Here is a 13,643-nt window from a genome sequence, read left to right on the forward strand (position 1 = left end):
GCGCGCGTTCAATAAGGCGGCGCCTTGCGCGCACGCTGCGCCTTGGTCGCCTCGATCCACCACGCCAGATCATCGGCAAAGCGCGGGAACGACCGCTCCAGCGCCTTGCCGCCCTCGCCGATCGGCTCGCTTTCGGCTGACAGCGTCTGCGCGATCGGTCCGACGCCGATGGTGCTCGAGATCACCACCATGCCCATCTCCGACAGCGTGCCGTGCCACGCGGTCGAGGCGCGCGCGCCGGACAGGCGGCCGGCGGAATAGCTCACGATCGCGGCCGGCCGCCAGAACCACTCCTCGAGGAAGTGGTCGGTGAGATTCTTCAGGCCGGGCTGAATGCCCCAATTATATTCGCCGGTGACGAAGACAAAGCCATCGGCGCCGCGGATTTGGCCGGCCAGCTTCTCCAGCGCGTCGGGCGCAGTGCCCGCAGGGTGTTCCTTGTACATGCGGTCGAGCATCGGCAGGCCGATTGCCTTGGCATCGATGAACTCGACCTCCTCGCCGCGGCTGCGGAGACGATCGATGACGAAATTCGCAAGGCGAATGCCCATGCGGTCGGACCGGTAGGACCCGTAGAAGACGAGGATGCGATTGCTCATGGTGGCAGGCTAGCACGAAACGGCGGGACGGCCCCAACCGATCTGCCGCGCTATCGTTTTCGCCCGAATTCCAGCGTTTGCGACGGCGTCTCGCCGAACTGGTCGCGATAGCTTCGGGAGAAATCGCTGAGGTGCCAGAAGCCGAAAGCCAGCGCGACGGCCTTCACGCTCTCGGCGCCGGCCAGCAGCCGTTGGCGTACCAGCCACAGCCTGCGCATCCGCAAAAAGCGATGCAGGCTCATGCCGCGATAACGGCGGACGACGTCATGCATGGTGCGGACGGAGAGCCCGAGCTTGCGCGCGATCTCCTCGCTATAGATCGGTTGGGAGAGGTCGTCGGACAGCAGCGCGCGGATGTCCTGGAATATCTTGAAGTTCCGCTCATCGTTGGGGCGCAAAACCCAGCGCGCGGAAACCACGCTTTCGAACGCCTGGTCGACGGCGCCGAGCAGCGACTCCTTCATGGCCGCGGCCTTCAACGGTATCTCGGCGGCCTCAACCGGCTCCCACGCAGCGGCCAGCACCTCGCGGACCACGTCGCGCAGCTGGCCCAATCCGGCCGCGCTCACCTCGAATATCTTGAAGGTCGAGGCAGCTCCCGGCCATCCGCGATCGGTCACCTCCGGCCTGAAGACCACCGAGGCAATTTGCCTCTGCACCTCCTCGATCGTGGTGTAAGCGGCGCCACTGCTGCCAATGACGATGACCGGACGAGCCCGCTGCGAGCCATTGAAGCGAATGGGCACGTCGAGGTCGTCCATCGTGAAGCCGATCGCCGTGCAATTCTCCACGAGTTGGGCGTCGACAACGCGAGGAAACGCGTGCGTCAAATTCACGTCGCAGCCGGGCAACGACAAGATGGTCTGCTCAGCCGAAATCCTCCGTACAAAAGGCGTGAATTCGAAATTCAGGCCCCGTATGGCATTCCGAAATTCATCGACATCAGAGAAGCGAAATATTCTGGGCGCCAACCCGGGCGCATCATCAATACTATTCATGGCAATATGAAACGAAGCATCGCAACCGATGCGCGTCCGGCGACGATGCCGGTTCAATTCCTCCCCTTCGGCTGTCCTGTTAGCCCGAAAGAATCATCCTGACTTGCCCCGATAGTTGGCGAGCGTCCCGGCCAAAGGACAAGCCGGCGCTTCAAGGCTCGCCAAATTTCGATATCGTTTCCGGCCGCTTCGGCGGTGCATGGATACCCGGACCGTCGAAGTCTAAAATCCAAATTAACGCCTCTCTGGCGCAATAGGCCGGTTAATTCGTCAAAGTCCTTTTTAGAATTCAGGCTCCTGCCATGATGGCAAATTCACCTGCCGATATTCTTGCTGAGTTGGAAGAAGCGGTCGCAGCCTGCCCGCCGGAGCGCTGCGCCCGTATCTTGTCAGGCATCATTCGCCTGCTCGCATCCGGCCGCGACAAGCCTCAAGACCTGCTGGTCAATGTGGTCGATGGCGTCTTGCTTCGGCTGATGGGGCGGGTCGCGCCCACCGCGCTCGCTCAACTGAGCGAGGCACTTGCCGGACTGAATGTTGCACCGCAGGACACGTTGCGACATCTGGCATCCCACGAAGACCCGGTTATCGCATGCCCCGTCCTGCTCAAATCGCAGGCGCTCTCGACCGGCGACCTCGCCGCGGTCGTGAGATCCTGTGGTGAAACCCATCAGCTCGCGATCTGCGCCCGTGACGGGGTCGAAGCGGCCGTGGCTGAAGCGCTGGTCACGTGTGGCACGCGCGCGGTCCGCCTTGCCCTGATCAAGAACCCCGGAGCCAGGTTCTCCGATGCGGTCTGCGCCCTGCTCATCGAGAACAGTGCGGCGGACGACGAGATCACGAAGGCAATGGCGCTCCGGCCCGGCATACCTGACATCGTCCTGCGCAAGCTGCTCTCGGCGCCACCCGGGCCGAAGGCCCCCGCCAAGCCCAATGCCTCCGCCCAGCCCCCGGCCCAGAGCGCAGCAACAGCCCCCGCGCCTGTTGCGCCGAAGCGGCCGCGCCCCGACGACTATGCGAGCGCAAGGCCTGAGATCGTCGCACTCAACCGCGTCGGCAAGCTCAACGATTCCACGGTGAACCGTTTCGTGATCCGCGGCGAGACCGCCAATCTGTTCACCGCCTTGTCGGTGCTGTCAGGGGCTCCGACCGAAATCGTCGAGCACCTCATGAACGACGACGATTGCGAGGGCCTGGTGATGGCCTGCCGGGCATCGCGTCTGAACTGGGCGACCACGCTCGCGATCCTGAGCAACCGCAGCGGCGCCCGGCTCTCTTTCGCGCAGCGCGAACGCGCGCAACTGATTTTCGAAACGCTTCTTTTGTCGACCAGCCAATGGACCGTGCGCTGGGGGGAAATCGCAGCAAGCGCCAATACATGCGATCCGGGAAATCGCGGTGCGAAAATGGGGGTTAACCGATGAGGTTCGATGGTCGCAAGGACTCTCGTGTGAAAATGGACCACCGCCAACCCGTCAATTTGATGGGTTCGGACGGCACCTGGCGGCGCACTTGCGTCCTGCTCGATGTATCGAACACCGGCGCAAAAATCGAGGTCGAGGGCACACTCGACGTACTGCAAGCCAAGGAGTTTTTCCTGGTGCTGTCGTCGACGGGGCTGGCGTATCGGCGCTGCGAGCTGGTTTGGATCGATGGCACAATGGCCGGCGTTCACTTCGTCAATGGCGATACACGGAAAAAGCCGGCGAGTGCGAAGGCGACCGCTGAGAAGACCAAGTAGGCGGCAAGACTCAAAACATCATCAAGCTCGTCAACTCAGCATAGTTCAGGTCACCCGTGCAGAACGCGCGAACCATCACCGGCCCCGTCAAAGACGGCGGCAACATCCGAGCGGCGCAATCAGCACGTCCGTTTGTGCACGTGCTCGCAGATACATCCGACAAATTGTCGGGCGCTTGCACTGTTCTGGAACGGCAATTCACCGTTGCGGGCGAACGGCTCGATGCGGAGGCAAAGCTATCGCAAGTGCCGTTCGCGATCGTCATTCGTGCGGAATTGCGGGATGTCGGCGCAATCGCAGCGCTCAAGAAGCGCGCGGCCAAGATGGCCAAGGCGCAAAAGCGAATTTTTCTTGTCGAGCACAACTCCCATGCATCTGTTTCACAGGCCTATGCGCTCGGCGCGACGCTGGTTCTTCCGGGAACGATGAATCGGATCAAGTTGCTGGCAGCGCTGGCCGATGAGGCCGACGCGGCACCCAGCAACAAGTCGCAGCCGGACAACGCCGTCGAGACCGCGGCAACCGCCATCGCATCGATGTTCACGGCCGTCACCACGGGCGAGCCGCTCGACGTCGACGGCACCAAGGACGCAGGCCGCAAGATTGCCGAACGCATCACCGAGCATGGCCTGTCCGAATGGCTCACGACCGTGCGGCGCCACCACGAGGGAACCTACCAGCACTGCCTGCTCGTAACAGGCGTGGCGATCGACTTCGGACTGAGCCTCGGCGTTCGGCGAATGGATCTGGAGCGCCTGTATTCGGCCGCCATGTTCCACGATATCGGCAAGGCCCAGATCCCGCTTGCGATCCTTGACAAGCCCGGCCGGCTCGATCCCGAAGAGCGCGCCATGATCGAGACGCACCCGGCAGCAGGTTACGATTTTCTCAAGGGCCACGAGAAGATCTCGCCGGAAATTCTCGATGCCGTCCGGCACCACCACGAATATCTCGACGGCAGCGGCTATCCGGATGCGCTGGCCAGCGAGAACATCAACGACATCGTGCGCATTCTCACGATTTCGGACATCTTCGCCGCGCTGATCGAACACCGGCACTACAAGCCGACGATGCCGCGCACGGAGGCCTATGGTATTCTCTGCGGGATGACCGGGAAACTCGAGAAGGCGCTGGTCACATCCTTCAAGGAGGTCGCACTCTCACGCTGAGCCCGCGCTAAACCAGCGGGCGGATAATGACGTCATGGGTGCGCCTAGTGCGTCGCCCGGTATTTGATGCGGCGCGAAATCGAGCGGCTGGCCAGTCCTTCGGCAAGCAGCTTCATATCCTCGCGCCGGCCACTGCAGACCAGCCTGCTGAACTCTTCAGGAGTAAAAGGAAGACTGGGATCATCATCGCTCGGACGCCGCATCCGCGGGCCGAAGAACCGTCGAACCAGGCTAGCCAGCCGCCGCATGTCAATTCCCTCGCGCCAGCAACAAACCTTTCAGTCGGCGTATTGTTCCTCCTGCACGATGGAGATTGCAAGAGGCCGCAAGAAGGTCGCACGAAAACTTTCGTAAGGGGATAATTTCCTCCGGCCTCTCCGCGTCAATCGGCGAAGCCCACGAAGCGTACGAAATCCTCGTTGCCCTCGCGACCCGAACGAACGGCGTTCGCGGCAAAGCTGTCGTCGGGATAGCCCATCGCGACGCAGGTCATGATGACCTCCTCCTCCGGAATCCTGGCGACCTCGCGCACGATATCGGAGCGCATGATGCCCTGCCCGTTGATCACGGAACCGAGCCCGCGATCCCAGGCCGCCAGCACGATACCGTAGCAGAGCGCGCCGAGATCGAAATGACAGACCGCGCCGGGATCGAGCACACGGTCATAGGTGAGCACCAGCGAGACCGGCGCGTCGAACTGGCGGAATCCGCGCAGCACCCAGTCCTGCCGCATCGGCTTGTCGTCGCGCGCGATCCCCATCGCGCTGAACAGTTGCTTGGCGATATCGACCTGTCGGGTGCGATGCACACCCTGGTATTCGCCGTGGCTGACGATGTCACGTTTGACCTTTGCGCCGCCAACCATCTCTTCCATGTTGCGACGCCGCAGCTCTTCCAGCGGGCTGCCGGTGAGCACGTGGACATGCCAGGGCTGGGTGTTCATCGAGGACGGCGCGCGCTTGGCGCTCTCGATGATCGCCTCGACCACGGCACGCGGCACCTGCTCGTTCTTGAAACCGCGCACGCTGCGGCGCGACTGGACCAGCGTTTCGAATTCCACCTCAAGGCCTCCTGCCCGTTCATTCTCCGGCATGACGATTGTAATGCGTCGCCGGTTGCCGATGCGGCGCGCGAAATCTATGCTAACCCGCAAGCAAGACCAAGAACCCCGTCAGGAGCTGTCATGGCCGCACCGCTCGATCCCGTCATCGCCCAGATCATTCCGCTGCTGCCGCTGCGCGATCCCACGACGATGACGCCACAGAGCGCCCGCGATTCCTTGCGCGCACTGGCTGACTCGCGCGCGGCCGTACCGCCGCCGCCCGTCGATGACGTGCAGGATATCAAGGTGAAGGGCGGCGCCGGCCCGCTGAATGCACGGGTCTATCGCATCGGAAGCGCGCCCGCGCCCACTGTTGTGTTCTTCCACGGCGGCGGCTGGGTCGCGGGCGACCTCGAGACCCACGACCGGCAGGCGCGCAACCTTGCGATCGAGACCGGCGCGGTCGTGGTCTCGGTCGACTATCGCCGCCCCCCGGAAACGCGCTTTCCCGGTGCCTTCGAGGACGCTTTCGCGGCTGCCAGCGACGTGTTCAACCGTGTCGCGGAATTTGGCGGCGATGCAAAGCGTCTTGGCGTTGCCGGCGACAGCGCCGGCGGCAATCTCGCGGCCGCCACCGCGATCGCCTGCCGCGATGCCGGCATCAAGCTCGCCGCGCAGCTCCTGGTCTATCCCGTGACCGACGTCGCGGGCAGCTATGCCGACGCGCGCGAGAACGCGCGCTTTCCATCGCGCGCCGAGAATGCCGAGGGCTACTTCCTCTCGCGTGCCGTCATGGAATGGTTCGCCGGCCATTATCTCTCCGACGCCAGTCGCGCCACCGACTGGCGGGTCTCGCCGCTGCGTGCCGCCTCGCTCGCAGGCCTCGCGCCCGCGATCGTGACCACCGCCTGGTACGATCCGCTGCGCGACGAAGGCGCAGCCTATGCGCGGGCGCTGGAGACCGCCGGCGTGCGCGTGAAGCATCACGGGGGCGCCGGCTTGATCCATGGCTATTTCGGCCTCGGCGACGCCTCCGAGGTCGCCCGCGCCGAGGCCCAGCGTGCGCGCGCCGATTTCAGGGCGTTGCTGGTGCGGGGGATTTGATCGCGTTACGGCCCGGCGGAGTCCGCGCCGACGTCCGCGGCGGCAAGCCGCGCCCGGGACTCAGACGGCCATGGATGACGCTCCCGTCAAGGCCATTGCTCCCGTCGACCGCTGGAAAAAATGAAGCGTGGGCCGATGCCGGGCCGCGATCCTGCTTGATTGCGCCACGATTCCGGGCTCCAATTCCCGCGCCATCTTTTGGTTTAGGGAGACACCCATGATGAAGCGAATTTTCCTGGCTGCGATCGTCGCCACTTTTGCAGCAGGCTCGGCGTTTGCGGACGATACTTGCGAGAGCAAGGCGGTCGGCAAGGACGGCAAGGCGCTCGCCGGCGCCGCCAAGACCTCGTTCATGAAGAAGTGCAAGGAAGACGCCTGCACGACCAAGGCTGTCGGCTCCGACGGCAAGGCCCTCGCCGGTGCCGCCAAGAACAGTTTTATGAAGAAGTGCGAGATGGGCGCCTGATCGCTGCGGATTCGCTGCCTCTTTAGCGAGCACTCAGCAAACGAACGCCGTGATGGCCGGGCCAAAGCGCGAAGCACGTTTTCGCGCGTATGTCCCGGCCATCAGCGTTTTGCGCACTGGATCGCCCAAACCAATCCATTCGAGAGCATCACAACCCTAGACAGAACACCTCGGCTGACGGATCATGGCGTGCTGAGCGAATTGGGGCGCATCGACGAGGCTTTCCAGGAAAGGGACGTCAAGATGTGGCAACTCCGAGTGCGTCACCAGATATTGGCAACAGTGAGCGTGCTCTTTGCACTGCTCATCGGTCTTGAAGTCGCGCATGCAAGGGGCGTTGGTCTGCCCAACGTCATGGTACTGGCAACCGGCGGCACGATCGCCGGTACCGGGGCGAGCAGCACCACCGTGGTCGGTTACACCGCAGCCACCGTAGGCATCGAGACCCTGCTGAACGCCGTCCCGGAACTGAAGACGGTGGCCAACGTCAAGGGCGAGCAGGTCTTCCAGATCGCCAGCGAGAACATGAACAATGACTACTGGCTGAAGCTCGCCAAGCGCGTCAACACGCTCCTCGCGCAGGACGACGTCGACGGGATCGTGATCACGCACGGCACCGATACGATCGAGGAAACCAGCTACTTTTTGGACCTGGTGGTCAAGAGCCGGAAACCTGTCGTCATCGTCGGCGCGATGCGGCCGTCGACCGCGATCAGCGCCGACGGACCCGTCAACCTCTTCAATGCGGTGATCCTCGCAGGCAGTGACGAGGCTGTCGGCAAGGGCGTGCTGGTTGCTCTCAACGATCAGATCAACGCGGCGCGCGAGGTCACCAAGAACAACACTTCGACGGCAGACACCTTCCGCACGCCGGAGCTCGGTTTTCTCGGCTACATGCAGGGCAACAAACCGTATTTCTATCGTCAGTCCACGCGCCGGCACACGGCAGACTCCGAATTTGACGTCTCTAACCTCGATACCCTGCCGCAAGTCGATATCGTCTACGGCTATGCCAACATGAACCGGGTCGCGATCGACGCTTTTGTCGCCGCCGGCGCCAAGGGGATCGTGCATGCCGGCACGGGTGACGGCAGCCTTGCCCGACCCGCGGTCGAGCCGGCTCTCGACGAGGCCCACAAGAAGGGGGTCGCGATCGTTCGCAGCAGCCGTGTCGGCAACGGCATCGTCGCGCGCAATGGCGAAGCCAAGGACGACGAACACGACTTCATCGTCTCGGATACGCTCAACCCGCAGAAGGCGCGTATTTTGCTGATGCTGGCGCTGACCAAGACGACCGACAGCAAGGAAATCCAGCGGATGTTCTACACTTATTAGACCATCCGGTGAGGTCTGTTTCGACCATCCGGTGAGGGCTGTAGCCCGGATGGAGCGCAGCGCAATCCGGGTCCCGTGCCACGCTGACGGTCGTACGATGCGGATGGTCTTGCCCCGGATTGCGCTTCGCTCCATCCGGGCTACGCCCCGACTAACGGCGGAAAGCCTCACTCCCGCTTGTAGCGGTAGTCAAAGGCGTCGCCGAGCGGCTTGACCAGGCCGACGGTCGGCGCCGGAAAATGGATCGGCAGGATCAGCGTGTCGGTGTCGGCGACGGAAGCGAAGAACTTCCGCCGCGACACCGCCGACTGCTTCGCATCCCAATCGGGCTTGGCCGACCAGTCCGGCTCGCGGCACTGGATCTGATGGTGCATGAGGTCGCCGGCGACCACCGCGCGCTGTCCCCCAGAGAAAATGTTCACGCAGCAATGACAGGGCGAATGCCCCGGCGTCGGCGTCAGTGTGACGGTGTCGTCCAGCGCATAGTCGTCGTCGACCAGCAACGCCTGCCCCGCCTCGACGATCGGCAGGCAATTGTCGCGGAAGACTGTGCCGGGCGGATTGTTGCCTTTGGCATTCTCGGCTTCCCAGGCCGCGTACTCGCCCTTGTGGAAGACATACTTCGCGTTCGGAAATGTCGGCACCCAGCGGCCATCGCGCAACGTCGTGTTCCAGCCGGTGTGGTCGATGTGCAGATGGGTGCAGAAGACGTAGTCGATCTGCTCGAAGCCGATACCGAGCGCGAACAATTCGTTGCGCCAGCGCTCCTTGCCGGGAAAGTCGAACGGCGGCGGATGACCCTTGTCCTCGCCGGTGCAGGTGTCGACCAGGATGGTGTAGCGCGGCGTGCGCACGACGAACGTCTGATAGGTGATGACCATCATGCCGCGCGCGGTATCAAACACCTCCGGCTCCATCGTCGGCAGATGTCGCCTGAACACGCCGTCGTCATAAGCCGGAAAAAAATCTTGCGGCCGCCGCCACGGCCCTTCCCGCTCGATCACCGCATCGATGGTGATGTCGCCGATCCTCAGCTGCTTCACGCGCCCCTCCTGATTTTTCTCAAGCGTAACGAATGAGTTCACGGCGTTCAAGACGCGTGATCGCAGGCCTGCGTTGCCGAGTTCCCATCACGCTCGCGAGAGAGAGTGAGTTGGGCCCTTGCGACAACGATCGCGCAACGACGCAGGCGCGTCGTTCAAGCGTCACACGCGCGTCGTCGGCGGCACTCGATACTCCACGTGTCATTCCAGGTGAAACGCGCACAGATTGTGCGGCACAAAACACGGGGCAGCACGTGGACAAGAAAAGGCTTTTCTCCCTGATATCGTCGCTCTCGCTCGCAGCATCGTTGGCCGGCACTGCTGTGCCTGCATATGCCGATGAGGATGGCAACGGTCGCGACCGCGGTTCCGACAACGGGCGCGACCACGATCACGGCGGACATCGCTCCCCGCAGTTTCGCACATCGAAATCGCAACCGGCTCCACCGCCGTCCACAACGACATTCCCTCCAACACGTTCCAGGCGATCGTTGGGGCGAGCACATCGAGCCTCAGCGGCTTCGCCGCGCCGATCGGCGGCTACCGCGAGAGCCCGCTCGGTCCCACGCCGCGGCCGGCGGCCTTGCCGCTGTGGGTGCAACTGCGCCAGCAGGGCAAGAAGGTCGTCACCGCGACCTGGCCGGGCGGCGACGGCGCCGACATCTCGATCAACGGCACCGTGGTAGAGCCGGCGCAGCCGATCCGCGTCACCGATTACACCGTGCCGTTCGGCGCCTTCGGCGGCCTCGGTGCCCAGGGCTTTTCGCTCACGCAGACGGACTTCGCTCCGGATCCGGCGGTGGCCACCGCGCTGCAGACGGCCGGCCGCTTCTCGTTCAGCCCGGTGCTGGCGACGTCCAATCCGATCGAGACCTTTTCTTGCGCGTCGGCCACGACCGCAACCTGCACCAGCGCGGCAACGCTCGACCTCAAATACGCCATCCGTGTTGCCGCACTCGACACCACCAACGACAACACGGTGAATTACGACACGCTCGTCTTCTTCGACGTCACCCGCGGCATCACGGCGGGACCGTTCGCGCCGCCGGCGACGGGACCGGCCTATGTCATGTTCGGCGGCGAGAATGCGCCGTTCTTCTTCGACGGCAGCGGCTCCAGGGTCGGCGCGGCCTATTTCGTCTCGCAGCTCGCGCCTGATCTATCGGTGGTGCGCTTGGCCCGCTACGGCGCCAACTTCATCCCGCGCAACGCGCCGGTGCTAGCGGATGTCGACGACATCAACAACAGCATCGGCTTCTGGCGTCCGCAGGCCGACTTCCGCATTCCGGAGCGGCTGAGCCCGGGCTTCACCAATTTCCCCGACGTCGAGATCGAGGCGATGTTCGAGGACATGGTCAAGACCTTCGTGCGCTATCAGGCCGAGATCGGCGAGCGCGCGATCCAACCATCCCGACGCCGACCTCGTGATGGTCTATATCGAGCAACCCGACGGCTCCGAGCATCAGTTCCTGCTCACCGATCCCCGCCAGGGCACCAACCCGAAGGACCCGAACTCGATCGGCGCCAACCAGGATCCCGCCAAGGTCGCGCGCTACGCGTCGTATATCCGCTTCGCCTATCAGACCGCGGACAAGGCGGTGAAACGGATCAGCGACGCGGCCGGCCCCGATAGCAACGTCATCGTCGTCTCCGACCACGGCTTTGCGCCGTTCCACACTTCGGTCAGCATGACCAACATCCTGAAGGACGCCGGCATCGATACCACCAAGGTCGCGATCCGCACCTCGGGTCCCGCGGCCAACATCTACATCAACCTGCAGCAACGCGGGCAAGGCGGCACCGTCGATCCCGCGACTTACCAGGCGCTGCTGGCGCAGATCACCGCAGCCGTGCAAAACGCAGCCGACCCGAACCCGAAGTTCAACGGCTCACTCGATAACGCGAAGATTTTCACGGTGGTCGAGACCCGTCCCGCGCAGTGCGAAGCCGGGCTCGGACAGTGCACCAGCAAAACCATCGGCCAGGATTTTGGCGACGTGTTCGCGTTGATGGCTCCGGGCTACAATTTCGACGGCATCCAAAACCCCGGCGTCGCCCGTCTGATGCCAAACTTCTACGGCGCCCACGGCCACGATCCCAAGCTGCCGGTGATGAGCGCGACCTTCATCGCCTCCGGCCCCGGGATCCGCGACAACACCACGATCCGCCGCATGCGCAATCTCGACGTGGCCCCGACCATCATGCAAATCCTGGGCGTCAGGCCGCACGGCGTCGATGGCGAAGTGCTGAACGAGATTTTGCGGTAGGGACTGACGGTGAGAAAGGATGGGCGCCGATCGGCGCCCATCGCGCGAGTTCATTGCAACTCTCTCGATTTGGTTGTAGCCCGGATGGAGCGAAGCGCAATCCGGGGCCGGACCATCCACCCGCACAACTGCCGGTGGGGCACGAATCCCGGATTGCGCTGCGCTCCATCCGGGCTACCGCCCCAACGCTACGACCGCAACCCCGGCGCTTCCTGCCCGGTGCGCGCGACGTACTCCGTATAGCCGCCGCCGAACTGGTGGATGCCCTCGGGCGTCAGCTCGAGGACGCGGTTCGACAGTGTCGCCAGGAAATGGCGGTCATGCGAGACGAACAGCATGGTGCCCTCGAAATCGGCGAGCGCCGTGATCAGCATCTCTTTGGTAGCAAGATCGAGATGGTTGGTCGGCTCGTCCAGCACCAGAAAATTCGGCGGATCGAACAGCATCTTTGCCATTACCAGGCGTGCCTTCTCGCCACCTGAGAGCACGCGGCAGCGCTTCTCGACGTCGTCGCCTGAGAAGCCGAAGCAGCCGGCGAGCGCGCGCAAGCTCCCCTGCCCCGCGGTCGGAAACTGATCTTCCAGCGACTGGAACACGGTGCGCTCGCCGTCGAGCAAATCCATCGCGTGCTGGGCAAAGTAACCCATCTTGACGCTGCCGCCGATCGCCACCGTGCCCTCGTCCGGCTCGCTCGCCCCGGCAATGAGCTTGAGCAGCGTCGACTTGCCGGCGCCGTTGACGCCCATCACGCACCAGCGCTCCCTGCGGCGGATCATGAAATCCAGCCCGTCATAGATCCGCTTGCTGCCGTAGCCCTTGAACACCTTCTTCAAGGCGACGACATCCTCGCCGGACCGCGGTGCCGGCAGGAAGTCGAAGGCGATGGTCTGGCGGCGGCGCGGCGGCTCGACCCGCTCGATCTTGTCGAGCTTCTTCACCCGGCTCTGCACTTGCGCGGCATGAGATGCGCGCGCCTTGAAGCGCTCGATGAACTTGATCTCCTTGGCGAGCATCGCCTGCTGGCGCTCGAATTGCGCCTGCTGCTGCTTCTCGTTCAGCGCGCGCTGCTGCTCGTAAAATTCGTAATCGCCGGCGTAGGTCGTCAGCGAGCCAGAATCGATCTCGACCACTTTGGAGATCACCCGGTTGATGAACTCGCGGTCATGCGAGGTCATCAGCAGCGTGCCTTCGTAATCATGCAGGAATTTCTCGAGCCAGATCAGGCTTTCGAGATCGAGATGGTTGCTCGGCTCGTCGAGCAGCATGACGTCGGGACGCATCAAAAGAATACGGGCCAGCGCCACGCGCATCTTCCAGCCGCCGGAGAGCTTGCCGACGTCGCCGTCCATCATCTCCTGACTGAAGCCGAGACCGGACAGGGCTTCGCGCGCACGCCCGTCGAGCGCATAGCCGTCGAGCTCCTCGAACGCGTGCTGCACCTCGCCATAGCGGGCGATGATTTCGTCCATCTGGTCGGCTTTGTCAGGATCGGCCATGGCCGCTTCGAGCGCGCGCAATTCGGCCGCGACCTCGCTGACGGGGCCAGCGCCATTCATCACCTCGGCCGCGGCGCTGCGGCCGGACATCTCGCCGACGTCCTGGTTGAAATAGCCGATGGTGATGCCGCGATCGGTCGAGACCTGCCCTTCGTCGGGCAGTTCCTCGCCGGCGATCATCCGGAACAAGGTGGTCTTTCCGGCCCCGTTCGGGCCGACGAGGCCGATCTTCTCGCCCTTGTTGAGGGCAGCGGAGGCTTCGATGAACAGGATCTGGTGGCCGGCTTGCTTGCTGACGTTGTCGAGGCGGATCATGACTATCTTTTGGGGGAATTTTGCGTTGCAGCGTAATAAGCCATGCGGGCCCCCAGGGGAAGCCCGGC

The 13,643-nt window shown here is 63.5% G+C and carries 14 protein-coding genes; 8 read left to right on the forward strand and 6 right to left on the reverse strand.

The features are described 5' to 3' along the window. Positions 1-8: 8 nt before the first annotated feature. Both ABIA96_RS09000 and ABIA96_RS09005 read right to left on the reverse strand, forming a co-directional pair. Positions 9-599, reverse strand: coding sequence for an NADPH-dependent FMN reductase (locus ABIA96_RS09000; RefSeq protein WP_354136687.1), 591 nt, complete (start codon positions 597-599; stop codon positions 9-11). Between the two features lie 50 nt (positions 600-649). Continuing rightward, on the reverse strand, positions 650-1,435 hold the full coding sequence (locus tag ABIA96_RS09005; RefSeq protein ID WP_354136688.1) for a helix-turn-helix domain-containing protein: 786 nt from the start codon (positions 1,433-1,435) through the stop codon (positions 650-652). Between ABIA96_RS09005 and ABIA96_RS09010 the strand changes: the two genes are divergently transcribed. The 4 genes from ABIA96_RS09010 to ABIA96_RS09025 all read left to right on the forward strand — a co-directional run bounded on the left by ABIA96_RS09010 (position 1,421) and on the right by ABIA96_RS09025 (position 4,507). After that, entirely contained in the window at positions 1,421-1,699 is a 279-nt protein-coding gene (locus ABIA96_RS09010; RefSeq protein ID WP_354136689.1) for a hypothetical protein, read from the forward strand. The genes ABIA96_RS09005 and ABIA96_RS09010 overlap by 15 nt on opposite strands. A gap of 200 nt (positions 1,700-1,899) precedes the next feature. Beyond that, entirely contained in the window at positions 1,900-3,021 is a 1,122-nt protein-coding gene (locus ABIA96_RS09015; protein ID WP_354136690.1) for a DUF2336 domain-containing protein, read from the forward strand. After that, entirely contained in the window at positions 3,018-3,338 is a 321-nt protein-coding gene (locus tag ABIA96_RS09020) for a PilZ domain-containing protein (protein WP_354136691.1), read from the forward strand. Before ABIA96_RS09015 ends, ABIA96_RS09020 begins: the two co-directional genes overlap by 4 nt. 56 nt (positions 3,339-3,394) lie before the next feature. Continuing rightward, positions 3,395-4,507: an HD-GYP domain-containing protein gene (locus ABIA96_RS09025; RefSeq protein ID WP_354136692.1), complete on the forward strand. Its 1,113-nt coding sequence runs from the start codon at positions 3,395-3,397 to the stop codon at positions 4,505-4,507. Between the two features lie 44 nt (positions 4,508-4,551). Here ABIA96_RS09025 and ABIA96_RS09030 read toward each other — a convergent pair whose 3' ends face one another. Both ABIA96_RS09030 and ABIA96_RS09035 read right to left on the reverse strand, forming a co-directional pair. Continuing rightward, positions 4,552-4,755 carry a hypothetical protein gene (locus tag ABIA96_RS09030; protein ID WP_354136693.1) on the reverse strand — a complete coding sequence of 68 codons (204 nt, stop codon included), beginning with the start codon at positions 4,753-4,755 and terminating at the stop codon, positions 4,552-4,554. 134 nt (positions 4,756-4,889) lie between these two features. Further along, the gene (locus ABIA96_RS09035) at positions 4,890-5,567 is read right to left on the reverse strand and encodes a nitroreductase (RefSeq protein WP_354136694.1); all 678 of its coding nucleotides are present in this window, start codon (positions 5,565-5,567) and stop codon (positions 4,890-4,892) included. Positions 5,568-5,690: 123 nt separating this feature from the next. Between ABIA96_RS09035 and ABIA96_RS09040 the strand changes: the two genes are divergently transcribed. The 3 genes from ABIA96_RS09040 to ABIA96_RS09050 all read left to right on the forward strand — a co-directional run bounded on the left by ABIA96_RS09040 (position 5,691) and on the right by ABIA96_RS09050 (position 8,454). Then, positions 5,691-6,653, forward strand: coding sequence for an alpha/beta hydrolase (locus ABIA96_RS09040; protein ID WP_354136695.1), 963 nt, complete (start codon positions 5,691-5,693; stop codon positions 6,651-6,653). A 217-nt stretch (positions 6,654-6,870) separates the two neighbouring features. Beyond that, positions 6,871-7,119 carry a hypothetical protein gene (locus ABIA96_RS09045; RefSeq protein ID WP_354136696.1) on the forward strand — a complete coding sequence of 83 codons (249 nt, stop codon included), beginning with the start codon at positions 6,871-6,873 and terminating at the stop codon, positions 7,117-7,119. A 243-nt stretch (positions 7,120-7,362) separates the two neighbouring features. After that, the gene (locus ABIA96_RS09050; RefSeq protein ID WP_502918808.1) at positions 7,363-8,454 is read left to right on the forward strand and encodes a type II asparaginase; all 1,092 of its coding nucleotides are present in this window, start codon (positions 7,363-7,365) and stop codon (positions 8,452-8,454) included. Positions 8,455-8,621: 167 nt separating this feature from the next. On the opposite strand, the gene ABIA96_RS09055 is transcribed toward ABIA96_RS09050, so the two are convergent. Further along, entirely contained in the window at positions 8,622-9,497 is an 876-nt protein-coding gene (locus ABIA96_RS09055; protein ID WP_354136698.1) for an MBL fold metallo-hydrolase, read from the reverse strand. Positions 9,498-10,924: 1,427 nt separating this feature from the next. Between ABIA96_RS09055 and ABIA96_RS09060 the strand changes: the two genes are divergently transcribed. After that, the gene (locus ABIA96_RS09060) at positions 10,925-11,764 is read left to right on the forward strand and encodes an alkaline phosphatase family protein (RefSeq protein ID WP_354136699.1); all 840 of its coding nucleotides are present in this window, start codon (positions 10,925-10,927) and stop codon (positions 11,762-11,764) included. Between the two features lie 188 nt (positions 11,765-11,952). Here the strand turns inward: ABIA96_RS09060 and ABIA96_RS09065 are convergent, their stop codons facing one another. Continuing rightward, positions 11,953-13,575, reverse strand: a complete 1,623-nt coding sequence (locus tag ABIA96_RS09065) for an ABC-F family ATP-binding cassette domain-containing protein (RefSeq protein ID WP_354136700.1) — start codon at positions 13,573-13,575, stop codon at positions 11,953-11,955. Positions 13,576-13,643: the final 68 nt, after the last annotated feature.

The organism is Bradyrhizobium sp. LB11.1, assembly GCF_040549385.1.
Taxonomy (GTDB): domain Bacteria; phylum Pseudomonadota; class Alphaproteobacteria; order Rhizobiales; family Xanthobacteraceae; genus Bradyrhizobium.

What these genes read in the sequence shown, in the direction of transcription:
- ABIA96_RS09000 (WP_354136687.1), bottom strand. Translation starts at nt 599, where the DNA reads ATGAGCAATCGCATCCTCGTCTTCTACGGGTCCTACCGGTCCGACCGC.
- ABIA96_RS09015 (WP_354136690.1), top strand. Translation starts at nt 1,900, where the DNA reads ATGATGGCAAATTCACCTGCCGATATTCTTGCTGAGTTGGAAGAAGCG.
- ABIA96_RS09020 (WP_354136691.1), top strand. Translation starts at nt 3,018, where the DNA reads ATGAGGTTCGATGGTCGCAAGGACTCTCGTGTGAAAATGGACCACCGC.
- ABIA96_RS09030 (WP_354136693.1), bottom strand. Translation starts at nt 4,755, where the DNA reads ATGCGGCGGCTGGCTAGCCTGGTTCGACGGTTCTTCGGCCCGCGGATG.
- ABIA96_RS09040 (WP_354136695.1), top strand. Translation starts at nt 5,691, where the DNA reads ATGGCCGCACCGCTCGATCCCGTCATCGCCCAGATCATTCCGCTGCTG.
- ABIA96_RS09045 (WP_354136696.1), top strand. Translation starts at nt 6,871, where the DNA reads ATGATGAAGCGAATTTTCCTGGCTGCGATCGTCGCCACTTTTGCAGCA.
- ABIA96_RS09050 (WP_502918808.1), top strand. Translation starts at nt 7,363, where the DNA reads ATGTGGCAACTCCGAGTGCGTCACCAGATATTGGCAACAGTGAGCGTG.
- ABIA96_RS09060 (WP_354136699.1), top strand. Translation starts at nt 10,925, where the DNA reads ATGGTCTATATCGAGCAACCCGACGGCTCCGAGCATCAGTTCCTGCTC.
- ABIA96_RS09065 (WP_354136700.1), bottom strand. Translation starts at nt 13,575, where the DNA reads ATGATCCGCCTCGACAACGTCAGCAAGCAAGCCGGCCACCAGATCCTG.